The organism is Actinomadura sp. NAK00032 (assembly GCF_013364275.1).
GTDB lineage: Bacteria > Actinomycetota > Actinomycetes > Streptosporangiales > Streptosporangiaceae > Spirillospora.
Map to the genome: position 1 here is coordinate 3114182 of NZ_CP054932.1, position 22298 is coordinate 3136479.

21 protein-coding genes are annotated in these 22298 nt (G+C 73.9%); 6 read left to right on the plus strand and 15 right to left on the minus strand.

Going from position 1 to position 22298, the window contains the following annotated elements:
- Nucleotides 1-19: 19 nt before the first annotated feature.
- Nucleotides 20-2149: a DEAD/DEAH box helicase gene (locus tag HUT06_RS14620; RefSeq protein ID WP_176196231.1), complete on the minus strand. Its 2130-nt coding sequence runs from the start codon at nt 2147-2149 to the stop codon at nt 20-22.
- Nucleotides 2146-3975, minus strand: coding sequence for an SNF2-related protein (locus HUT06_RS14625; RefSeq protein WP_176196232.1), 1830 nt, complete (start codon nt 3973-3975; stop codon nt 2146-2148). Before HUT06_RS14625 ends, HUT06_RS14620 begins: the two co-directional genes overlap by 4 nt.
- A gap of 105 nt (nt 3976-4080) precedes the next feature.
- On the opposite strand from HUT06_RS14625, the gene HUT06_RS14630 reads away from it, so the two are divergent.
- On the plus strand, nt 4081-5322 hold the full coding sequence (locus HUT06_RS14630; RefSeq protein ID WP_176196233.1) for a helix-turn-helix transcriptional regulator: 1242 nt from the start codon (nt 4081-4083) through the stop codon (nt 5320-5322).
- Nucleotides 5323-5452: 130 nt separating this feature from the next.
- Nucleotides 5453-5716, plus strand: coding sequence for a hypothetical protein (locus HUT06_RS14635; RefSeq protein ID WP_176196234.1), 264 nt, complete (start codon nt 5453-5455; stop codon nt 5714-5716).
- A 145-nt stretch (nt 5717-5861) separates the two neighbouring features.
- Here the strand turns inward: HUT06_RS14635 and glnA are convergent, their stop codons facing one another.
- The gene (glnA, locus tag HUT06_RS14640; protein ID WP_138640942.1) at nt 5862-7286 is read right to left on the minus strand and encodes a type I glutamate--ammonia ligase; all 1425 of its coding nucleotides are present in this window, start codon (nt 7284-7286) and stop codon (nt 5862-5864) included.
- Between the two features lie 141 nt (nt 7287-7427).
- Between glnA and HUT06_RS14645 the strand changes: the two genes are divergently transcribed.
- Nucleotides 7428-7910, plus strand: coding sequence for an RDD family protein (locus tag HUT06_RS14645; RefSeq protein ID WP_176196235.1), 483 nt, complete (start codon nt 7428-7430; stop codon nt 7908-7910).
- Between the two features lie 49 nt (nt 7911-7959).
- On the opposite strand, the gene HUT06_RS14650 is transcribed toward HUT06_RS14645, so the two are convergent.
- Both HUT06_RS14650 and lipA read right to left on the minus strand, forming a co-directional pair.
- The gene (locus tag HUT06_RS14650; RefSeq protein ID WP_176196236.1) at nt 7960-8655 is read right to left on the minus strand and encodes a DUF4191 domain-containing protein; all 696 of its coding nucleotides are present in this window, start codon (nt 8653-8655) and stop codon (nt 7960-7962) included.
- A gap of 45 nt (nt 8656-8700) precedes the next feature.
- The gene (gene lipA / locus HUT06_RS14655; protein ID WP_176196237.1) at nt 8701-9627 is read right to left on the minus strand and encodes a lipoyl synthase; all 927 of its coding nucleotides are present in this window, start codon (nt 9625-9627) and stop codon (nt 8701-8703) included.
- Nucleotides 9628-9834: 207 nt separating this feature from the next.
- Here lipA and HUT06_RS14660 point away from each other — a divergent pair, with 207 nt between their 5' ends.
- Complete coding sequence (locus HUT06_RS14660) at nt 9835-10323, plus strand: DUF1877 family protein (protein WP_254715178.1); 489 nt, start codon at nt 9835-9837, stop codon at nt 10321-10323.
- Here the strand turns inward: HUT06_RS14660 and lipB are convergent.
- From lipB to HUT06_RS14700, 8 genes are all read right to left on the minus strand, one after another.
- Complete coding sequence (gene lipB / locus HUT06_RS14665) at nt 10305-11021, minus strand: lipoyl(octanoyl) transferase LipB (RefSeq protein WP_254715179.1); 717 nt, start codon at nt 11019-11021, stop codon at nt 10305-10307. The genes HUT06_RS14660 and lipB overlap by 19 nt on opposite strands.
- A gap of 37 nt (nt 11022-11058) precedes the next feature.
- On the minus strand, nt 11059-11796 hold the full coding sequence (locus tag HUT06_RS14670) for a peptidase E (RefSeq protein ID WP_176196239.1): 738 nt from the start codon (nt 11794-11796) through the stop codon (nt 11059-11061).
- Between the two features lie 85 nt (nt 11797-11881).
- Nucleotides 11882-12769, minus strand: a complete 888-nt coding sequence (locus tag HUT06_RS14675; protein ID WP_176196240.1) for a TIGR01777 family oxidoreductase — start codon at nt 12767-12769, stop codon at nt 11882-11884.
- Nucleotides 12770-13001: 232 nt separating this feature from the next.
- On the minus strand, nt 13002-14495 hold the full coding sequence (gene sucB, locus HUT06_RS14680; RefSeq protein WP_176196241.1) for a 2-oxoglutarate dehydrogenase, E2 component, dihydrolipoamide succinyltransferase: 1494 nt from the start codon (nt 14493-14495) through the stop codon (nt 13002-13004).
- A 35-nt stretch (nt 14496-14530) separates the two neighbouring features.
- Complete coding sequence (lpdA, locus tag HUT06_RS14685) at nt 14531-15937, minus strand: dihydrolipoyl dehydrogenase (protein ID WP_176196242.1); 1407 nt, start codon at nt 15935-15937, stop codon at nt 14531-14533.
- Nucleotides 15938-16069: 132 nt separating this feature from the next.
- A complete protein-coding gene (locus HUT06_RS14690; protein WP_254715180.1) occupies nt 16070-17545 on the minus strand; it encodes a leucyl aminopeptidase in 1476 nt (491 codons plus the stop codon).
- Nucleotides 17546-17650: 105 nt separating this feature from the next.
- The gene (locus HUT06_RS14695; RefSeq protein ID WP_176196244.1) at nt 17651-18409 is read right to left on the minus strand and encodes an adenosylcobinamide-GDP ribazoletransferase; all 759 of its coding nucleotides are present in this window, start codon (nt 18407-18409) and stop codon (nt 17651-17653) included.
- The gene (locus tag HUT06_RS14700; RefSeq protein WP_176196245.1) at nt 18406-19350 is read right to left on the minus strand and encodes a bifunctional adenosylcobinamide kinase/adenosylcobinamide-phosphate guanylyltransferase; all 945 of its coding nucleotides are present in this window, start codon (nt 19348-19350) and stop codon (nt 18406-18408) included. The genes HUT06_RS14695 and HUT06_RS14700 overlap by 4 nt, the downstream gene beginning before the upstream one ends.
- 66 nt (nt 19351-19416) lie before the next feature.
- Here HUT06_RS14700 and HUT06_RS14705 point away from each other — a divergent pair, with 66 nt between their 5' ends.
- A complete protein-coding gene (locus HUT06_RS14705; protein WP_176196246.1) occupies nt 19417-20337 on the plus strand; it encodes a thioredoxin domain-containing protein in 921 nt (306 codons plus the stop codon).
- A 37-nt stretch (nt 20338-20374) separates the two neighbouring features.
- Nucleotides 20375-20572 (plus strand): hypothetical protein, encoded by a 198-nt coding sequence (locus tag HUT06_RS14710; RefSeq protein WP_176196247.1) that lies wholly within the window; start codon nt 20375-20377, stop codon nt 20570-20572.
- A 69-nt stretch (nt 20573-20641) separates the two neighbouring features.
- On the opposite strand, the gene HUT06_RS14715 is transcribed toward HUT06_RS14710, so the two are convergent.
- Both HUT06_RS14715 and HUT06_RS14720 read right to left on the minus strand, forming a co-directional pair.
- Complete coding sequence (locus tag HUT06_RS14715; protein WP_176196248.1) at nt 20642-21643, minus strand: aldo/keto reductase family protein; 1002 nt, start codon at nt 21641-21643, stop codon at nt 20642-20644.
- Nucleotides 21644-21683: 40 nt separating this feature from the next.
- Nucleotides 21684-22259, minus strand: coding sequence for a DUF3043 domain-containing protein (locus HUT06_RS14720; protein ID WP_176196249.1), 576 nt, complete (start codon nt 22257-22259; stop codon nt 21684-21686).
- Nucleotides 22260-22298: the final 39 nt, after the last annotated feature.

The window sequence follows — 22298 nt, forward strand, 5'->3', positions numbered from 1 at the left end:
CACCGGCTCGGGGCCGCGGTCAGGCCCCGAGCCGCTCCCGCTCCTCGGCGACGATCTGCCGGGCGAGGTCCTGCTGGGAGATGTCGACCGCCTCCGGCGCCTGCTCGGCAAGGTCGCTGCGGCGCGCGTACTCGTCGAACAGCCTGGCCTTGTGCGCCAGGATCTGGAGCATCCGCTCGTCCACGCCGCCGGGCGTCAGCAGCCGGTGCACCTGCACGGTCCGCACCTGGCCCATCCGGTGCGCGCGGGCGATCGCCTGGGTCTCGACCGTCGGCTTCACCTGCGGCTCGCAGATGATCACCACGGACGCCGCCTGGAGGTTGAGCCCGACCCCGCCCGCCTCGATCTGGGCCAGCAGGACGGCGTGCCCCGGCTCGGCGGTGAACGCGTCCACGATCTGCTGCCGCCGCGCCGGCGGCGTGTCGCCCCTGATCGGCCCGCGCGCCGCTCCGCCGAGCGCGTCCCGCACCGCGTCCAGGACGTCGCGGAAGTAGGAGAACACCACGACCTTCAGCTCGTTCTCGGCGGCCTCCCGCACCAGTTCGGTGAGCCGGTCCAGCTTCGCCGACTTGTCCGGGACGGCGTACGCGGCGCGGCGCATCGCCATGAAGTTGCCGTCGAGCACCGCCGCCCGGTAGGCGTCCTCGTCCGCCGCGCTGAACTCCTCCCACTCGTCCACCCGCACGACCTCGGGCAGTTCGACGAGCACGTCCCGCTGGTTGCGGCGCAGGTACACCGGCGCGACCGCCGACCGGAACGCCCGCGCCCCGAGCGCCGCGTCGCTCGACCGGATCTCCCGGGCCAGCTCGGGCCGCAGGTGGGCGACCAGGCTGCGGAACTCCTCCACCCGGTTCTCCATCGGGGTGCCGGTGAGGAACAGGACGCGCTCGGTCCGCCCGCACCAGGCGGCCACGGCCTGCGCCCGCCGGGTCTCGTGGTTCTTGGCGTAGTGGGCCTCGTCCACCACGAACATGCCGAGGCGGACGCCGTCCGGGACGTCGAGGCCGTGGAGCGTCGCGAGCGTCGTCACCGCGATGCCGCCGCCCGCGACCCACGCCTCCAGCGCCGCGGCGCGCCCGGCGCCGTGCAGCGGATGCGCGGCGATCGCGCTGCGCTGCTCGATCTCCCGCACCCAGTTGATCAGGACGCTCGCGGGGCAGGCCACCAGGAAGTGCGCGGCACCCTCCGCCCGCAGGTGCGCGATCGCGGCGATCGCCTGGACCGTCTTACCGAGCCCCATCTCGTCGCCGAGGATCACCCGCCGCTGCACCAGCGCGAACCGCGCCCCGAACGCCTGGTAGCCGCGCAGCGCGACCCGCCGGTGGGCGTCGTCGAGCGGCTGGGCCTTGACCCGCGCCGCCAGGTCGTCCGGCAGGAACCCCTCGGCCGCCTCCCGCTCCGGCCCCGCCGCCGCCAGCTCCGCCAACAGGGTCTGGTAGTCGGACGCGCGCAGCTCGAAGTCGATCCACGCCTCGTCGGGCGAGACATGCGGCCGCAGCAGGTCCACCGACGCCTGCGAGATCAGCAGCCGGGCGCCCTGCGCCTCCCGCAGCGCCTCCGCCAGCTCGCCGACCGCCTCCCGGGCCCGCTCCCGCTTCGCCGGCCGCGCGAACGCCCGCCGCCACCACGACCCGGCTGGCCGCGCGTCGTGCACCAGCGGGCCGAACCGCTCGTCCACGCCGTCGGCGGCGGCCCGCGCCCTCGCCAGCTCCGGCCCCGCGTTGACCAGCCGGTGCAGCGCGACGACCACGGGCGCCATCGCCTCGTCCCGCCGGTCGACGTCGATCCGGACGCTCACCGACCGCTCCGCCGCCTCCGCCAGGCTCCCCGCCGCCGCGTGCAGCTGCTGCGCGGTCTGCGGCCCGATGCCCGGCAGCAGCTGGAGCCGGTACGGGGTCGCCTCCAGGACGTCCGCGACGCTGCCGAACCCCGCCTCCTCCAGAGGCCCGAGCCGCAGCCGCCCGTCCGTGACGTCCTTCAACCGCGCCAGCGGTATCTCCCGCAGCTGCTCCTTCGCCGCCTCGGCCCGCAGCGGCGCCAGCGCGGCATGGACGTCCGCCACGGCCCGCCGGTGATCGGCGACCAGGTCGCGCGCGGCACCCAGCAGCGCCGACCCGTCCCGCAGGACGTCCTTGGCCTCGCCGGTCATGCCACTCCCCACCGCGCCTGCTCGTCCTCGATGATCCGTCCGGGGTCGCCGCCCACGCGCTCGTCGACGCCCGGCGCCACCAGCCGGTGCACCAGCAGGGGACCGGCCCGGCCCTGGAGGCGGCCGATCGCGCGGGCCTCCAGCTCCCGGTCCGGCTGCGGCTCGCAGATGACCACCACGGCCGCGCCCTCCGGAGGCGGCTCGCCGATCCCGGCCGTCGCCACGGCGACCGCCTCCCGGACGGTATCCAGCACCTCCGGGAAGCCGGACAGCACCACGGTCTCCAGGCCGTCCGCGGCCGCCTCCTCGACCAGCCGCCGCAGCCGCCTGAGCTTCGCGGACGTCTTCGGAACGGCGAACGCGGCCCGGCGCATGGCGGCGAAGTCGCCCGACTCGACCGCCTCCCGGTAGGCGGCCCGGTCGGCCCGGCTGAACGCCACGAGCTCGTCCACGCGCACGATATCGGGCAGCTCCCTGAACACGTCCTCCTGCTCCCGGCGCAGGTACACCGGCGCGGCCGCCGCCCGGAACTCCCGCGACCCCAGGACCGCGTCCTCCGGCCGCACCGCCGAGCCGAGCAGCTCCACCAGCGTGCGGAAGCACTCCGCCCGCTCCCGCATCGGCAGCCCGGTGAGGAGGACGGCGTCGTCCACCCGCCCGGCCCAGGAGCCGATCGCCCGCGCACGAGCGGTGCCGGGGTTCTTCACACGGTCAGCCTCGTCCAGCACGAACATCCCTACCGCGACGTCCGGGGAGACGTACAGGTCGGCCAGCGACTCCAAGGGCACGATACCGACGCCGCCCGCATCGGCCCACTTCTTCACGGCCGCGCCCCGGCCGGGCCCGTGCAGCGGATGGGCAGGCAGAGCACTGCACGCCTCCACGTCCCGGACCCACGAGGGCAGGACGCTCATCGGACACGCCACCAGGAAGCGCGTGACGCCCTCCGCCCGCCGATGCGCCATCGCGGCGATCGCCTGGACCGTCCTGCCGAGCCCCATCCCGTCACCCAGGATCGCCCGCCGCCGCTCAAGCACGAACCGCGCCCCGAACACCTGGTAAGCGGCCAGCGGCACGGTCAGATGCGTCTCGTCGAGCGCCTGCCCGGCGACCCGCGCCGCCGCCTCCCGCGGCAGGAACCCCTCCGCGGCCCCGCCCCCGGACGCGAGCCCGGCCACGTCCGCCAGCACGCCCAGATACTCGGCCGTCCGCCGCTCGTAGTCACGCCGCGCCTCGTCACCGGACACCTCGTCCGGCACGACCGCAGCGCCCTCCACGATCTCCGCCAGCTCGGCGACCGCCGCCCGCCGCCTCCGGTACGGCGGCAGGAACCTGCTGCGCCGAGCCTGCCTCAGCAGCAGCGGAACCCTCTCCACGACGGCCTCGGCGCGCGCAACGTCGACATGCACCAGCCAGTGCAGCGCGACCACCAGCGGCTCGACGTCGGGCCGGCCGAGGTCGATGCCTGGATCGGCCGCCCGCCCTGCCGCCTCCGCGAGCCGCTCGGCCGCCGCGTGCAGCCGCTCCGCCGTCACCGGCCCGATGCCCCGCAGCAGCCGGAGCCCCTCGGGCGTCGAGTCGAGGACGTCCACCACCGTGACGAACTCGGCCCCGTGCACCGGCCCCAGCCGGAACGGCCCGTCCGCGAGCCCCTTCAGCCGGGCGACCGGCACGGACCGCAGCCGCTCCCGCGCCGCCTCCCGCCGCAGCGCCCCGACGGCCGCCTCCACCTCGCCCCGCAGCCGCCGCCGCTCGCCCTCCAGCCCGCGCACGGCCCCAAGCAGCGCCTCCCCGTCCCGCAGGACGCGCCTGACATAGTCCCTCATCCCGCCCTCCGCGCCCATAATGCCAGCGGCCGCCACCCCAAACCCCTGGGAAACCGCCGCACCCCGCCCTAGCCTGGAAAGGGCGACACGAGAGGAACGCGGCCGATGCTGGACGACCTGGCGGGCAAGCGCACCGGAGAGCGCATCCGCGTCCTCCGCGAACGCAAGGGCCTGACCCGCCCGACCCTCGCCGGCCTCGTCGGGAAATCCGCGTCCTGGCTCAAGGGCATCGAGACGGGCCGGCGGCTCCCACCCCGGCTGCCCACCCTCGTCAAGCTCGCCGAGGCGCTCGGCACGGGCGACGTTGCCCTGCTCGCCGGCACCGACATGGACCTCGGCGACGCGGCGTCCATCCCGCTCGCGTCGTTCTCTCGTATCCCGCTCGCGGCGATACCCCCAATCCGGGAGGCCGTCCGCGACCCCCTGCTCACCGTCCCCCAGACCCGCGTCGACGTGCCCACGCTGGCGGCGCGCGTTTCTCAAGCCTGGCGCCTGTGGCACGGCTCGCCCACGCACCGGACCGATGTGGGGCGCGTCCTACCGGCCCTCGTCCGTGACGCGCGAGCCGCCGCCCGGACGGCCGAAGGCGGCGACCGCCGGGCGGCCAACGCCGTCCTGGCCGACGTTTACGCGCTCGTCCAGCACGAACTCGTCTGGGCGGCCGAGCCCGAACTGATCTGGGTGGTAGCCGATCGCGGCGTGGCCGCCGCCCACACCGCGGACCGGCCGGTCGCACTGGCCGGAGCCGCCTGGACGCTGGCGATCGTCCAACGCTCGACGGGCGACGTGGAGGGTGCCCTGAGCCTCGTCAACGAAGCGGCCGCCCTCCTCAGGCCCCACCTTGAGGAGGGCCCAGTGGAGCTTCAGGCGATGTACGGGGCGCTTCTCCTGCACGCGGCCACGTCCAGCGCCCGCGACGGCCGCGAAGGCGACGCCCTCCGCCACCTGGACGAAGCGCACGCGACGGCGGAGCGGCTCCCACCCGGCTACCACCACCCGTGGACGCAGTTCGGTACATCGAACGTGGCCGTCCACGCCGTGTCCGTCCGCGCCGACCTGTCGAAGTCGGCGGCCGCCCGCGACCACGCACGGCAGATCGACCCCGACACCATCCCGAGCCGCGAGCGCCGCGCGCGCCTCATGGTGGAGACGGCCCGCACCTACCACCGCCAGCGCGACTACTCGGCCGCCCTCGACTGGCTCGAACGCGCCTACCCCGTCTGCAACGACTCGGTGCACTACTCGCCCCAGGCCCGCCAGATGGCCGCCGACGCCGTCGACCACGGCGGCCCGATGACCGACCGCCGCGCCCGCACGTTCGCCCACCTCCTCGGCCTCCCGGTGTAAGAGCACCGCGCGCCCCGCCGAAGGGGCGCGGACCGCATCCCTCCACCAGCGGGCGCACACCGTACCTCCCGCAGCGCGCCGCACGCCGCATGCTCTCCGTGACACAGCGGCCACACTCAGGGAGGGCAAGTTGCGCACGCCGAAAACCGAGCCGCTCAGGCTCTACGCGTGGGACGTGTGGGGCGGGGACGCGGGGCGGGCCGGGGTGACCGACGACCGCAATGCGGCGATACGGCACGTCCACGAGGGGCTGCGCGACCTGGAGAGCCGCGCCGGAAGGGTGCGGCACGTCGTCCTCGCCCCCGACGGCACCACGGCCTACATCGACCTCCGCACGGTCGGCGAAGCCCGGCGCGACGAGGCCACCGGCAGCATCATCTGGCGCGCCGAGTGACCCCCACCGAGCACCTCGACCGCCTCGGCGAGACCCTCAGAAGTGCGGGCTGGAACACGGTACGGCGCTACGGGGATTCGCCGCGATATGGCCGCGGCCTGGAGGGCGCGGGGCGTCCTCCAGGCCGCGTGCAGCGCCGGTCGGCCTAGATGTCGTAGTAGAGCTCGAACTCGTGGGGGTGGGGGCGGAGGCGGATGGGGTCGATCTCGAACTCGTTCTTCATCGTGATCCAGGTCTCGATGAGGTCCGGGGTGAACACGCCGCCTTCCAGGAGGTAGTCGTGGTCGTCGGCCAGGGCCGCGAGGACCTCGGGGAGGGAGCCGGGGACCTGCGGGATCGCGCGGGCCTCCTCGGGCGGGAGCTCGTAGAGGTCCTTGTCGACCGGCTCCGCCGGCTCGATCTTGTTGCGGATGCCGTCCAGGCCCGCCATGAGCATGGCGGAGAAGGCCAGGTACGGATTGCACGACGGGTCCGGGACGCGGAACTCGACCCGCTTGGCCTTCGGGTTCGAGCCGGTGATCGGGATGCGGATGCAGGCCGAGCGGTTGCGCTGGGAGTAGACCAGGTTGACCGGGGCCTCGTAGCCGGGGACGAGGCGGTGGTAGCTGTTCACCGTCGGGTTCGTGAACGCCAGCAGGGACGGGGCGTGCTTCAGCAGGCCGCCGATGTAGTAGCGGGCGTTGTCGGACAGGCCCGCGTAGCCGACCTCGTCGTAGAAGAGCGGCGCGCCGTCCTTCCAGAGGGACTGGTGGCAGTGCATGCCGGAGCCGTTGTCGCCGAAGATCGGCTTCGGCATGAACGTGACGGTCTTGCCGGCGGCGCGCGCGACGTTCTTGACGATGTACTTGTAGAGCTGGAGCTGGTCGGCGGTCTTCAGCAGCGTGTCGAAGCGGAAGTCGATCTCGGCCTGGCCGGCGGTGCCGACCTCGTGGTGCTGCATCTCGACGTGGATGCCGACGTCCAGGAGCTGCGCCACCATCTCCGAGCGCAGGTCGGTGTAGTGGTCCATCGGCGGGACGGGGAAGTAGCCGCCCTTGTAGGGGGGCTTGGCGCCGAGGTTGCCGCCGGGCTCCTCGCGGCCGGTGTTCCAGGCGCCCTCGACCGAGTCGAGGTAGTAGTAGCCGGCGTTCTGCTTGGTCTCGAAGCGGACGTCGTCGAAGATGTAGAACTCGGCCTCGGGGCCGAAGTAGCAGGTGTCGGCGATGCCGGTGCCGCGCAGGTAGTCCTGCGCCTTCTTCGCCACGTTGCGCGGGTCGCGGCTGTAGGGCTCGCCGGTGAGCGGGTCGTGCACGAAGAAGTTCAGGTTCAGGGTCTTGTGCTGGCGGAACGGGTCGACGACGGCGGTCGTCGGGTCCGGGAGCAGCAGCATGTCCGACTCGTGGATCTCCTGGAAGCCGCGGACGGACGAGCCGTCGAACATCAGCCCCTCGGTGAAGACGCTCTCGCCGAAGCTCTCCACCGGGAACGTGAAGTGCTGCATCTTGCCGGGCAGGTCCACGAACCGGCAGTCGACGAATCGCACACCTTCGTTCCTGATATAGCTCAGGACCTCTTCGGCGCTGGTGAACATCCGGCCTCCTCAGGGCGCGTCTCGGCTCCTTGAAAAGCTAGGGCGGCGCCGTTTCCCGGCCGTGTCTCGTATGTTTCCGCTGTGTTACGCGTCACTCCGGCCCCGGCGGAACGCCTCGGCGGACGGGATAGCGTAGACGCCATGAGCGGTGGTAAGGGGCGGGCGGCCGGGCCCCGGTGGACGCAGACGTGGCTGAGCGGCGCGGGCGCGGCGGGCGCCGACCTCGGCCGGCCCGGCGAGCGGCTCGGGCTGCCGGAGCAGGGCAGCGGCGCCGTCGCGTCCTACGGGCGGCGGCTCCTCGCGCTGTTCCTCGACTGGGGCCTGTCGATGCTGGTCGCGAGCCTGCTGGCGCGCGGGTTCGGCTGGGAGCCGGCCGAGCGCAGCCTGTGGACGCTGGCGATCTTCGGGCTGCAGGCGTGGGTGCTCACCGCGTTCCTCGGCATCACGATCGGCAAGCGGATCGCGGGCATCCGCGTCGTGCGGCTGGACGGGCGGCCCGTCGGGTTCGGCTTCGGCCTGGCCCGGGCGGCGCTGCTCCTGCTGGTGCTGCCCGCGCTGTTCTGGGACCGCGACTACCGGGGCCTGCACGACCGCGCGAGCAACACGGTCGTCGTGAACCTCTAGCCGCAGACGCGAAGAGCGCCCCCGCGGGGACGCTCTTCGAGACTGCGGTTCAGCGCGTCTTGGGCTTCGGGCCCTTGGGCATCTTCACGCCCTTCGGGATCGGGCCCTTCGGCATCTGCATCGACCGGGGGAGCGCCTGGAGCCGGTCGTTCAGCTCCGCGACCTGCCCCTTGGTGAGGTTGCGGGGCAGCTTCATCAGGTGGCGCTGCAGCTTGTCGACCGGGATCTGGCCCTCGTCGTCCCCGACCTGCACGTCGTAGATCGGCACCTGCTGGGCGGCGCGGGAGATGCGCTTCTTCTCGGCGCCGAGCAGCGGGCCGACGCGGTTGCGCGGGCCCTCCGACACGAGGATCACGCCCGGACGGCCGACCGCGCGGTGCACCATGTCGAGGTTGCGGTTGCCGCTCACCGCCTCGGTGACCGACCAGTTGCCGCGCATGTTCTTCAGGATCGCGGCCGCCGCGCCCGGCTGCCCCGCGATCACCTTGTACTGGGCGCGCTGCGCCAGCTGGCCGAAGACGATCATGCCGACGGCGAGCGCCGCCAGCACGGCCAGCGGGATGAAGAACCACAGTTGGCCGACGAGCAGCCCGACGACGATGACGACGACCAGGGTCCCGATCGCCGAGGCGAACACGATCGGCAGCGCCTTCGGGTCGGCCTGGCGGAGCACCTGGGCGACCATGCGGATCTGCTTGAGGCGGCCCGGACGCTCCTGGGCCCCGTCCGTGGGCTTTTTCGACATGAATACAAGGATAGTCGGGTCAGTCGGCTGACCCGACAACCCCCGCTAGGCGCGCGCCTCGACCGCCTGCCGGTACAGGCGCCCGGCGCGGTAGCTGGACCGGACGAGCGGCCCGGACATGACGCCCGCGTACCCGATCTCCTCGGCCTCCGCCGACAGCTCCACGAACTCCTCCGGCTTCACCCACCGCTCCACCGGGTGGTGGCGGGGGCTCGGCCGCAGGTACTGGGTGATCGTGATGAGCTCGCAGCCCGCCTCGTGCAGGTCGCGCAGCGCCTGCGAGACCTCCTCGCGGGTCTCGCCCATGCCGAGGATCAGGTTCGACTTGGTGACGAGGCCGTCCTCGCGGGCCCTGGTGATGACCTCCAGGGACCGCTCGTACCGGAACCCGGGCCGGATCCGCTTGAAGATCCGCGGGACGGTCTCCACGTTGTGCGCCAGCACCTCGGGCCGGGTCGAGAACACCTCGGCGAGCTGCTCGGGCACGGCGTTGAAGTCGGGGATGAGCAGCTCCACACCGCAGCCGGGGACCGCCGCGTGGATCTGCCGGACGGTCTCGGCGTACAGCCAGGCGCCGCCGTCCTCGAGGTCGTCGCGGGCGACGCCGGTGACGGTCGCGTACTTCAGCCCCATCGTCGCGACGGACTCGGCGACGCGGCGCGGCTCGTCGCGGTCGAGGGCCTTCGGCTTGCCGGTGTCGATCTGGCAGAAGTCGCAGCGCCGGGTGCACTGGTCGCCGCCGATGAGGAAGGTGGCCTCGCGGTCCTCCCAGCATTCGAAGATGTTGGGACAGCCAGCCTCCTGGCACACCGTGTGCAGGCCCTCGGACTTCACCAGGCCGATCAGCTCGCGGTACTGCGGGCCCATCTTCAGCCGGGTCTTGATCCACTCTGGCTTGCGCTCGATCGGGGTCTGGCTGTTGCGCGCCTCGACGCGCAGGAGCTTGCGTCCCTCGGGTGTCACCGTCGTCACGCGTCCCAGCCTACGTCCCGATCTCCGGTGGCGGCACCTCGGCCGATGCGGCCTCGATGGCGTATCGGAGCGATCTCGAACGCATGACAGTACCCCGGTCGGCTAGCCGATTCGCGTGTTTCGGCCATGGTCGACAGCGGTTCTCTCTAGGGTGACTCCCTGTCGTCACGCAACAGCGTTAGCAGGAGGACCGCAGTGGGTCTGGCAATGTCGTACCTCAGGGTGCCGCCGGTGCTGGAGGGGGAGCCGGATCCCGGCCGCGTCGCCCGCCACATCTTCGGTGCCCCCGACTGGCGCCGCCGCGGCGCGCCGGGACTGTTCGAGCTGGGCTGGGCGTGGCAGGCGGTGCACTACCTCGTCACCGGCGACCCGTGGGACGGGCGGCAGCCCGAGGCGGACGTCGTGTGCGGCGGCCGGCTGCTCACCGAGGACGGCGCCGACGAACTCGGCATGGACGTGATCTTCCTCGCGCCGGACCGGGTCAAGCCCACCGCCGACCACCTCGCCGCGACGCCGTTCGCGAAGGTCGCCGGACGGTTCGACCCCGCGGCGATGGCGAAGGCCGGGGTGCAGGACGCGGGCAGGCTCGACGGCGCCGCCCGCGACAAGATGCTGAAGCCCGCCTACGAGGGCCTGACGCGGTTCTTCGCGGCGGCGGCCGCCGAGGGCCAGGCCGTCTACAAGGTCATGGCCTGATCCGCTGACACGCCCAGCTGCGCCGTGGTGCGGTGGAACGTCTCCGCCGCGCCGAGCGCCGCTGCGAGGTGCCGCTCGACCAGCGGCACGACCTCCGCGACCGTGACCTCCCGATCGAGCTCCCGGCTGAGGTTGGTCGACCCGACGTCCCGGATCCCGCAGGGGACGATCTTGTCGAACCAGCCCATGTCGTTGTCGCAGTTCAGCATGAAGCCGTGCATCGCCACGCCGCGCGCCACCCGGATCCCGATGGAGCCGATCTTGCGGTCGGGCGCGCCCGGCACCCACAGCCCGCTGCGCCCCTCCACGGTCGTCGTCGCCAGCCCGAGCTCGGCGCAGACGTCCATCATCATGCGCTCCAGCAGCCGCACGTAGCCGACGACGTCGACGGGGTCGGGCAGCCGGACGATCGGGTAGCCGGTGAGCTGCCCCGGCCCGTGCCAGGTGATCTTGCCGCCGCGGTCGACGTCGACCACCGGGGCGCCGGGGTCGCCGAACGGCCGGTCGAGCGCCTCGGTGCGCTTGCCCGCCGTGTAGACCGCCCGGTGCTCCAGCAGCAGGACGGTGTCGGGGATCGCGTCGTCCACCCGCAGCGCGTGGGTGCGTTTCTGCAGCTCCCAGCCCGCCTCGTAGGGGACGGCCGCCTCGCCGAACCCCGCGTGCACCACCACCAGCTCGCCTGCGTCCACATCGCTCACCCGGCCAGCTTATGCCGCGGGCGGACGCGATCGCTCCTCAGAGGGCGGCGAGCAGCCGCGGCTCCAGCCGCGTCTCCTTCGCCTTGCCGGGCCCGTCCGGTTCGACGCGGTAGGCGCCCGCGTCCTGCCGGTAGGAGACGGCCTGGACGAACTCGGTGCCGACGTAGTGCAGGGCCACCGACTCGTCGGCCGCGTACCCGCCCGGCAGCGTCCCCTCGCCGACGAGCTGCTGCAGCAGGGGCCGGCGCTGCGGCTCGCTGTCGTAGTGCACCCCGCACGAGAACGGCAGCAGGCCGAGGCCGTCGGTCATCGGCGCGAGCTGCGGCCCGAACGAGTCGGTGTTGCCGCCGACGTGCCAGCACAGCGCGCCCGCGCTCTGCCCGGACAGCACGACGCCCTCCTGCCACGCCTCCCGCATGATCTCGTCGAGCCCGTGCAGCCGCCACAGCGCCAGCAGGTTCGCGACGCTGCCGCCGCCCACGTAGACGAGGTCCTGGGTGAGCAGGTGCGCCCGCATGTCGGCGACGTTGGGCATCGGGAACAGCGCCAGGTGGCTGACCTCGGCGTCCAGGGCGGAGAACGCGGCGTAGGAGCGCGCGACGTACTGCGGCGCGTCCCCCATCGCGGTCGTGACGACGCAGACGCGGGGCCGGTCCTGCCCGGTCAGGTCGAACGCGTAGCGCAGCAGCGGGCTGGGCGCGAGCCCGTCCCGGCCGTCCGGCACGAAGGTGCCCCCGCCGATCGCGAGGATGTGCGGCTGTCCGTCAGTGCTCATTCACTCTCCTCTTGAGCCGAGCTGTCCCGATGTCACCGTATGACTACCGAATGGGGTCGGCCGGGACTTTGACGAATCTTGGGACTCACAGGACGGCGGCGAGGGCCTCGTCCACGTGCTCGTGCGCGAACCGGAACCCCGCCCCGGCGAGCCGCCGGGGCAGCACCCGCTGGCTGACCAGCGGCCCCTCGTCGGCGAACCCGCGCAGCGCCGCCCGCAGCGCGAACCGCGGCACCGCCAGCCGCGCCGGCCGGTGCAGGACGCTGCCGAGCGCCCGCGTGTAGGCCGCGTTCGTCACCGGGTTCGGCGCGGTCAGGTTGACCGGCCCCTCGATCTCCCGGTCGATCAGGAACCGCAGCGCCGCGACCTGGTCGGCGAGGGAGATCCAGCTCGTCCACTGCCGGCCGTCGCCGAGCGTGCCGCCGAGCCCCAGCCGGAACAGCGGCAGCGTCCGCCCGAGGATGCCGCCCTCGCGGGCCAGCACGACCCCGGTGCGCGGCAGCACGACCCGGACGCCCGCCTCCCGCGCCGGGTCGGCCGCGGCCTCCCAGTCGCGGACGAGGTCGGCGAGGAAGCCCGCCCCGGCGGGGGACTCCTCGTCCACCTCCCGGTCGCCGGTGTCGCCGTAGTAGCCGATCGCCGACCCGCACACCAGCACCCGGGGCCGCGGGTTCGCCGCCGCGATCCCCTCCGCGAGCGTCCGGGTGCCGGCCAGCCGGCTGTCCCGGATCTTGCGCTTGTACGCCTTCGTCCACGGCCGGTCGCCGACCCCGGCGCCCGCCAGGTGCACGACCGCGTCCGCGCCCTCCAGGGAGTCCTTCTCGACGCATCCGTCCGCCGGTGACCAGCGCGCCTCGTCGTCGCGCGCCGGCTCCCGCCGGACCAGCCGGACGACGTCGTGGCCGTCCTCCCGCAGTGACTGCACCAGCGCCGAGCCGATGAGGCCCGACGAGCCCGTGACGGTGACCCTCATGCACCCACCCTAGGCGGACGATGCCACCGATCGGTGAGATTCTCACCCCGGTCCCGCGTTTCCCCGGACACGCCGAAGCCCCGCCGGCCGAACGGCACAGCGGGGCTCCAAGCACGCAGGACTTCGTCGGTTATCTCTGCCCGACTCCGTCGGTCAGAGACCGAGTGCCTTGCGGGGGGCGACCCCCCGCGCCCCCCGACTCACTGCCTCGGTCTCTGCCCGACTCCGTCGGTCAGAGACCGAGGTCGGCGTCGAAGTTGCCCTCCTCCAGGCGGTGCTTGATCGTGGCGAGGAAGCGGGCGGCGTCCGCGCCGTCGATCAGGCGGTGGTCGTAGGTCAGCGCCAGGTAGACCATCGACCGGACCGCGATGACCTCGCCCAGCTGCGGGTCGTCGATGACGGCGGGGCGCTTCACCACGGCGCCGGTGCCGAGCATGCCGACCTGCGGCTGGTTGAGGATCGGGGTGTCGAACAGCGCGCCGCGGCTGCCGGTGTTGGTCAGCGTGAAGGTGCCGCCGGCCAGCTCGTCCGGGCTGACGTTGCCGGCGCGGGTGCGCTCGGCGAGGTCGGCGATCCGCTGCGCGAGGCCGCCCAGGTTCAGCTGCCCGGCGTTGTGCACGACCGGGACCATCAGGCCGCGCTCCTGCACGTCCACCGCGATGCCGAGGTTCTCGACGTCGTGGTAGGTGACCTCGTTGGTCTCGCTGTTGATGACCGCGTTCAGCTTCGGGTGCGCCTTGAGCGCCTCGACCGCCGCCTGCGCGAAGAACGGCAGGAACGACAGCTTGACGCCCTCGCGGGCCTCGAAGTCGGCCTTCGCCTGCTCGCGCAGCCGCGCGATCCGCGTGACGTCCACCTCGACCACGGTGGTGAGCTGCGCGGACACCTGCAGCGACTCGACCATGCGGCGGGCGATCGTCTGCCGCATCCGCGACATCTTCTCGGTGCGGCCGCGCAGCGCGAGCTGCTCGGCCGGGGCGCCCGCGGGGGCGGGCGCGGCGTGCCGGCCGGCCGGCACCTGGGCCGGCGCGGCGGGGGCGGCCGGGGCGGCGGGCGCGGCCTGCTGCCGGGCGGCGGCCTCCTGCGCGGCGCGGGCGGCCTCCAGGACGTCCTGCTTGCGGATCCGGCCGCCGACGCCGGTGCCCTTCACCGTGCCGAGGTCGACGCCGTGCTCGGCGGCGAGCTTGCGCACCAGCGGCGTCACGTACGGGCCCTCGCCGGACGGGGCCGCCGGCTGGGCCTGGGCGGCCGGGGCCGGCTCGGGCGCCTGCGGGGCCGGCTGCTGCGGCGCCTGCTGCGGGGCGGGCGCGGGCGGGGCCGGCGGCGCGGGCGGCGCCGGGGCCTGCTGCTGCGCGGGCGGCGGCCACGCGGCGGGCGGCGGGCCCTGCGGCGCCGGCGGCTGGGGGGCCTCCTGCCGCGGCGGCTCCGGCGCGGCCGGGGCCTGCTGCTCGGCGTCGGCCGGGGCGCCGCCGCCGGACGGCGCCTCGCCCTCGTCGCCGATGACCGCCAGTTCGGCGCCGACCTCGACGGTCTCGTCCTCGGCGACGGTGATGCTGGTCAGGATGCCCGAGGCGGGCGAGGGGATCTCGGTGTCCACCTTGTCGGTGGACACCTCGAGGAGCGGCTCGTCGGTCTCGACGCGCTCGCCCTCCTTCTTGAGCCAGCGGGTGACGGTGCCCTCGGTGACGCTCTCGCCGAGCTGGGGCATGGTGACGGAGACCGGCATGTCTCAGGGACTCCTTCGTATTACTTGTGCGGCGTTCAGCCGTGCACGTGCAGTGGTTTGCCGGCGAGGGCGAGATGTGCCTCGCCGACCGCCTCGGACTGGGTCGGGTGGGGATGGATCAGCTGGGCGACCTCGCTCGGGAGGGCCTCCCAGTTGTAGATGAGCTGGCCCTCCGCGATGAGCTCGCCGACGCGCGCGCCGACCATGTGGATGCCGAGGACGGGGCCGTCCACGGCGGCGATCACCTTGACCTCGCCCTGCGTCCCCAGGATCTTGCTCTTGGGGTTGCCGGCCAGGTCGTAGACGACCTCCTTGATCTGGTGCCCGCGCTCGCGCGCCACCGCGGACGTGATGCCGACCGAGGCCACCTCGGGGTCGGAGTAGGTGATGCGGGGCACGCCGTCGTAGTCGATCGGCGGCGGGGTGAGCCCGCTCAGCCGCTCGGCGACGAGGATGCCCTCGGCGAAGCCGACGTGGGCCAGCTGCGGGGTGGGGATCAGGTCGCCCACCGCGGAGATCGTGGGCACGTTCGTCCGGCAGTACTCGTCGACCTTGACGAACCCGCGCTCGGTCTCGACGCCGGCCTCGGCCAGCCCGATGCCGTCGGAGATCGGGCCGCGGCCGACCGCGACGAGCAGCAGCTCGGCGTCGACGGTCTTGCCGCCTTCGAGGGTGACGGAGACGCCGCCCTGCGTCGGCTTGGCGCTCTCGAACCGGGTGCCGGTCTCGAACTTGATGCCGCGCTTGCGGAACGCGCGCTCCAGCCGTTTGGAGCTGGACTCCTCCTCCAGCGGGAGCAGGTGCGGCAGCGCCTCCACGATCGTGACCTCGGCGCCGAACGAGCGCCACACGCTCGCGAACTCGACGCCGATCACGCCGCCGCCGAGGATGACGACGGACGCGGGCACGTGCTCCAGCCGCAGCGCGTGGTCGCTGGAGATGACGCGCTCGCCGTCGATCTCCAGGCCGGGCAGGCTCTTGGGCTGCGAGCCGGTGCCGAGGACGATGTGCCCGCCCTCGATCACGCTGGTCTCCCCGCCGGGCGCGGTGACCTCGACGGTGGTCGGGCCGGTGAGCCGGCCGGTGCCGTGCACGACCTCGATGCCCCGGGTCTTGATCAGCCCGGTGAGGCCCTTGACGGTCGTCGAGACGACCTTGTCCTTGTAGGCGTTCACACCGGCCACGTCGATGCCCTCGAACGTGGTCTTGACGCCGAACTTCGCCGCGTCCCGCGCGTGGTCCGCCACCTCGGCCGCGTGCAGCAGCGCCTTGGTGGGGATGCATCCGCGGTTGAGGCACGTCCCGCCGAGGGACTCGTCCCGCTCGATGAGTGCGACCGACCTGCCGAGCTCGGCGGCGCGCAGCGCGCACGCGTAACCGCCGCTGCCGGCGCCTAGGACGACGATGTCGAAGGTGCCGCTGTTGGCCACTGGACGCTCCATTTCCCCTGTCGCGGCGCCCGCGTGGACCGGGGCGCCCGTAGTGGTAGGGCGGGGCGGGGAGCACCGCGGGCGGGCCCCCGCCGCCATGAGAAACCTATTCTGTTCTCCGCAAGGTCACAGCGGCGGGGTTCGCTACAGAATTCCCGCGGCGACGTCCTCGGCGAGCTGGACCAGCGTGCGGGCCGCCGCGCCGGTGCCGCCCTTCGGGGTGTAGCCGTACGCCTCGCCCTTGTTGAAGGACGGTCCGGCGATGTCGAGGTGCGCCCACTTGACGCCGTCCGGCACGAACTCCTTCAGGAACGTCCCGGCGACGAGCATGCCGCCCCAGCGCTCGCCGCTGATGTTGGCGATGTCGGCGACCGCCGAGTCCAGGCCCTTGCGCAGCTCGGCCGGCAGCGGCATGCCCCAGGACGGCTCGCCCGCGCGCTCGGCCGCCGCCACGACCTTCTCGCGGACGTCGTCGTCGTTGGCCATGACGCCGGTGGTGCGGGTGCCGAGCGCGACGAGCTGCGCGCCGGTCAGCGTGGCGACGTCCACGATGAGGTCGGGGGAGTCCTCGCCGGCGCGGACGATGGCGTCGGCCATGACCAGGCGGCCCTCGGCGTCGGTGTTGAGGACCTCCACGGTCTTGCCGCCGTACATGCGCAGCACGTCGGACGGGCGCTGCGCGGTGCCGCTCGGCATGTTCTCGGCGATGGCGAGGTAGCCGACGACGTTGACCTTCGGGCCGAGCTTGGCGATGGCGTCGAGCGCGCCGAGCACCGCCGCGGCGCCGCCCATGTCGGACTTCATCCAGTCCATCGCCTCGGTGGGCTTGAGGGACAGGCCGCCGGAGTCGAACGTGATGCCCTTGCCGACCAGCGCGAGCGTCCGGGACGCCTCGGCGTGGGTGTAGGCGAGCCGGACGAGCCGCGGCGGGTTCACCGAGCCCTGCCCGACGCCGGCGATGCCGCCGTAGCCGCCCTCCACGAGGGCCTTCTCGTCCAGCACCTCGATCGCGAGCCCGGACTCGGCGGCGACGCGGCCCGCCTCGGCGGCGAGGTCCTCGGGCGTCAGGTGCGAGGGCGGGGTGTTGACCAGGTCGCGGACGAGCTTCACCGACGCGGCGAGGGTGCGGGCGCGGGCGACGGCGGCCTCCTCGGCAGCGGGCGCCGCGAGCCGGATCTCCTCGACGGGGGCCTTGCGGTCGCCGCCGGTGCGGAAGGTGTCGAAGGAGTAGGCGCCGAGCAGCGCGCCGAGCGCGACCGCCTCGACGGCCTCGGCGGACGCCGCGGGCAGCGCCACGGCGACCCGGGCCGTGCCCGCGAGGGACCGGACGGCGGCGCCGGCGGCGCGGCGCAGGTCCTCGGCGGAGGGGTCCTCGCCGAGCCCGGCGGCGACGACGACCTTGGCGGTGACGGCGCCGAGCGTCGGCAGCCTGGTGATCTCACCGGCCTTGCCGGTGGCGCCGAGCGCGCCGAGCGCGTCCGCGAGGCGGCCGTCCATGGCGCGGTCGAGGTCTTCCGCCCCGGCCGGCGCGGCGCCCGCCCCGGCTGGAGTGACGCCGATCACGATCGCGTCGGTGTCAAGACTGGCCAGGGCTGCGCTGTCAAGGCTGATGCTCGTCACGTAGCACGATGGTAGTCCTCCCGGTGACCGCTTTCGTCCTTTTGGATCAAGCATTGCCCGGCCCGGAGACGGTCCCGGCGCGCCCGCGGCCGTCCCGGCCGCGCGTCACGGCCGGGCGGCGAGGACGACCAGCGCGGCCGTCGCGGCGAGCTCGACGAGGGCGCCGAGGACGTCGCCGGTCACGCCGCCCAGCCGCCGGACGGCGTGCCGGAGCATCAGCAGCGCGGCGGCCAGCGCGGCGAGCACCGCGAGCCCGGCCTGGACGGCGGCGCCGACCCCGCCGGCGGCCGCTCCGGCGCCCGTGGCGGCGGCGAGGACCACCGCCGTGACCGGCAGCACCGCGCGCGTGCCGACCGTCCCCGCGACCAGCGCGCCCAGGCCGCCGGGACGCGCGGACGGAACGCCGCTCCGGCAGGCCCACGGGAGCGCCAGCCGCCCGGCGACCGCCGCGACGAGCGCGGCGACGGCCGGATGCGGCGCCGAGGCCAGCGCCGCGACCTGGGCCAGGACGGTCAGCAGCAGCGTGACCACGCCGAACGGGCCGATGTCCGAGCGCTTCATGATGGTCAGGGCCTCGGCGGCGGGACGGCCGCTGCCAAGCCCGTCCGCGAGGTCGGCCAGGCCGTCCAGGTGCAGCGCCCGGGTCATCGCCGCCGTCGCGGCCACCGCGAGCACCGCCGCCAGGAGGCCGGGCAGGCCGAGCGCGCCGCCCGCGAGCAGGACGAGCGCGGCGGCGCCGCCGGTGAGCAGACCGGCGGCCGGGGCCAGCAGCATGGCGGCGCGCGCGGTGCCGCGGTCGACCCGCGCCCGGCCCAGCGGGACGACGGTCAGCAGCGTCACCGCCAGCCGCAGCCCCTCGATCACGGCAGCTCCATGACGCGTCCCGCGACCACCAGGGCGGCCTCCTCCGACTCGGCCGCGAGCCGCTGGTTGGCCAGCCCGAGCAGGTCCCGGAACGCCCGCCCGGACGGCGTCGTCGGCACCAGGGACAGCCCGACCTCGTCGCTGACCGCGACCACCCGCGCCGCCGTGCCGCGCCACGCCTCGACCAGCTCGTCGAGGCGGGGCAGCGCCCGCGACGGGTCGTCCCAGGCGGCGGACTCGTCCATCGCGGCGGCCAGCCAGGTGCCGATGCCGTCCACCAGGACCGCGCCCGTCGCGGACGCCAGGACGTCCGCCAGGGCCGTCGTCTCGGCGGTGCGCCACCAGGCCGGGCGGCGCCGCCGGTGCGCCGCGACCCGCTCGGCCCACGCGGGGTCGTCGTCGCGGACGGGGCCGGTCGCGACGTAGAGGACGTCCGGGCACGCGGCCAGCCGCAGCTCCGCCTCGGCCGACTTCCCCGACCGGCTCCCGCCGAGCAGCAGGGTGCGGAACGGGCCGTCCCCGGGCCGGTTCCAGAAGGCCATGCGGCGCTCCAGCTCGGCGGGGGAGGGCAGCCGGTGGTCCACGTGGACGGCGGCGACCTCGGTCGCGGCCGTCACCGCTCCGACGCGCCGCAGGCGGCCGAGGTGCTCGGGGGAGCCCGCGAGGTCGAGCAGGACGGCGTCGTACCGCACCCCCGGGGCCGGTTCCGGCCGCGCCCCCGGGCCCGCCGCCACCAGGACGCGCCCGCCGCCGGGGGAGCGGACCTCGTGGCCGCCGGGCACCTCCGTGCGCGGCAGGTCGTCCAGCGGTACGCCGTCGGCGAGGCCGCCGAGCGGCTCGTGCCGGACGCCGGCGGCGCGCAGCCGGTTGCAGGACGCGCACCGGCAGCCGGGCGCGGGCCAGCCCTGGGCAGCGGCGATGCCGCGAAGCTCGATGTTCATACCGGTCGGAACTCTACGGTTACGCTCCCCGGGAAGGATCACCTCGCCCCCGACAGGAGGAGCCCGGTGGGCAACCCCCCGAACAATCCCTGGCCGCCCCAGCCGGGGCAGCCCGGCCCTGGTGGCGGGCCGCCCTACGGCCCGCCTCCCGTCCCGCCGCCGGGCGGGCCCCCGCCCGGCATGCCCGGCGGCTACGGCCCGCCTCCCGGCACGCCCTACGGCCCGCCCCACGGGCCGCCCGGTCCGCCTCCGCCCGGACGGAAAGGCGCCGGCGGGCCGGTGCTCGCGCTGCTCGGCGGCGGCCTCGTCGTCGTGCTGATCATCGTGGCGGCGGTCGTGCTCGTCCTCCAGAGCGGCGACGATGACGGCGGCGGCGATGGCGGCGGCGACGTCCAGCTGCGGGTCGGCAAGATCGCCGGAGGCGCGGAGGCGATGCCCCAGGCCGACGGCAGCCTCGTCATGTCCAGGCCCGGCGTCGCCGCCCCGGTCGTCGACATCTACGAGGACTTCGCGTGCCCGCCCTGCGGCGCGTTCGACAGCAAGCACGACCCGATGCTGAAGCAGCTCGTGGTCGCGGGACGCGCCAAGGTCGTCTTCCACCCGATGCTGATCTTCGGTGCGAGCACCCAGCCGGCGCACGACAACTCGCTGCGCGCCGCGTCCGCCCTGCGCTGCGTCGGCGACGGCGCGCACTGGCTCTCCTACCAGGACGCCCTCTACGCCAACCAGCCCGAGAGCGAGAGCTCCACGGGCTACACCACGGACCAGCTGCTCTCCCTGGCCGAGCCCCTCGGGCTGACGGGGGACGACTTCACCTCCTGCGTGAAGAGCCAGCGCTACGCGGGCAGCGTGAAGACGGTCAGCCAGGGCTACATATCGTCCGGGATCCAGGGCACGCCGACGGTGCGGGTGAACGGGCGCAAGCTCGACACGTCCGACACCGCGAGCCCCGAGGCGCTGCGCCGCGCCATCGAAGCCGCCGCGTGACCGGCTAGTCTCACCCGCGACGAGGGAGGTCGACGCGATGGCGTGGAGCTGGCGTTTGGAGCGGGCCGACGGGCGCGCGATCGGCATGTCGGAGGAGACCTTCTCCACCCAGGCGGACGCGGAGAGCTGGCTGGGGGAGAACTGGCGCGGCCTGCGCGCCGACGAGGTGGACAAGGTCGTCCTGCTGGACGGCGAGACGCTCGTGTACGAGATGAGCCTGCAGGACCCCGAGTGAGGCGTGGGGCCGCGGAGCCGGCGGCTCCGCGGCCCCGTCAGCGTCCGGCCGGAGGCGTGCGCCCCGCGGTCAGGGGCGCTTGCGCGGGCTGGCGGTCTTGGCCGGGTCGCGGATGACGGCCGAGCCGAGCACGTCGTCGATCCGCTTCAGCACGTCGGCGTCCAGCTTCACCCCCGCGGCCTTCACGTTGTCGGTGACCTGCTCGGGACGGGTCGCGCCCACGATCGCCGCCGACACGTTCGGGTTCTGCAGCGTCCAGGCGATCGCCAGCTGCGCCATCGACAGCCCGAGGCCGTCGGCGATGGGCCGCAGCTCCTGCACGCGGGTCAGCAGGTCGTCGTTCAGGTAGCGCTTGATCATGTCCGCGCCGCCCTTGTCGTCGGTGGCGCGCGACCCCTCCGGCAGCGGCTGGCCCGGCTTGTACTTGCCGGTCAGCACGCCCTGCGCGATCGGCGACCAGACGATCTGGCCGACCCCCTCGCGCTCGCACAGCGGGACGACCTCCTCCTCGATGACCCGCCACAGCATCGAGTACTGCGGCTGGCTCGAGACGATCCGGTCGAAGCCCATCTCGTCGGCGATCTTGAGGGCGCGCTCGATCTCCTCGGCCCGCCACTCCGACACGCCGACGTACAGCACCTTGCCCTGCCGGACGAGGTCGTCGAACGCGCGCAGGGTCTCCTCCAGCGGCGTCTCGTAGTCGAACCGGTGGGCCTGGTACAGGTCCACGTAGTCGGTGCCGAGCCGGCCCAGGGAGGCGTGGATCGACTCGAAGATGTGCTTGCGGGACAGGCCCCGGTCGTTCACGCCGGGCCCGGTCGGCCAGTAGACCTTGGTGAAGATCTCCAGGCCTTCGCGGCGCTGCCCCTTGAGCGCGCGGCCGAGGACCTCCTCGGCGCGCGTGCCGGCGTAGACGTCGGCGGTGTCGAAGGTGGTGATCCCCTCGTCGAGGGCGGTCCGCACGCACGCGCGGGCGGCGTCCTCCTCGACCTGGGAGCCGTGGGTGAGCCAGTTGCCGTACGCGATCTCGCTGATCTTCAGACCGCTCCGGCCCAGGTTTCGGAACTCCATGGCTCCGACCCTAGCCCGCGGATGATCGCCGGGCCCGGGGTCAGACCTTCTCCTTCTCGCCGATCCGCACCTGCGGGTTCGGGACCCGCAGCCGGCGGATCTGCATGGCGCGCATGGCGGCGTACAGCCCGACGCCCTTGGCGTCCTCCTCGGGGAAGCGCTCGGCGGCCAGCCGCTTGATGCCGCGGCTCAGCCAGAAGCCCTCGCCGAACACGACGATCAGCAGCAGCGGCGGCGCGAACAGCACCAGCAGCCGGGCGGCCGGGATCGGCAGCATGCTCAGCAGCACCATGGCGAACATGGCGTACATCAGGTACGAGCCGAAGGTGCGGCGGGAGTCCACATAGTTGCGGGCCATCCGCCGCACGGGGCCCTTGTCCCGCTTGAGCAGGTGCTTCTCGTCGCCTTGGGCCATGCCCTGGCGCGCCTTGACACGCTCGTCCGCCAGCTGGGCGCGGCGCCGCTTGTAGGCCTCCTTGCCGGTGGCCGGTGCGGTGATCGGCTGGCGGCGGCGCTTTTCGGCGTCCTTCCGCTTCGGGGTGGGACGGCCCTTGCCTCCCGGCTTTACTACCTGAGGAGGATTCGCCGGGGGCTCCGGGGTACGACGCTTGAACACGGGATCAGACTACCGGCTGCGAACATCGTGGCTGCCTCG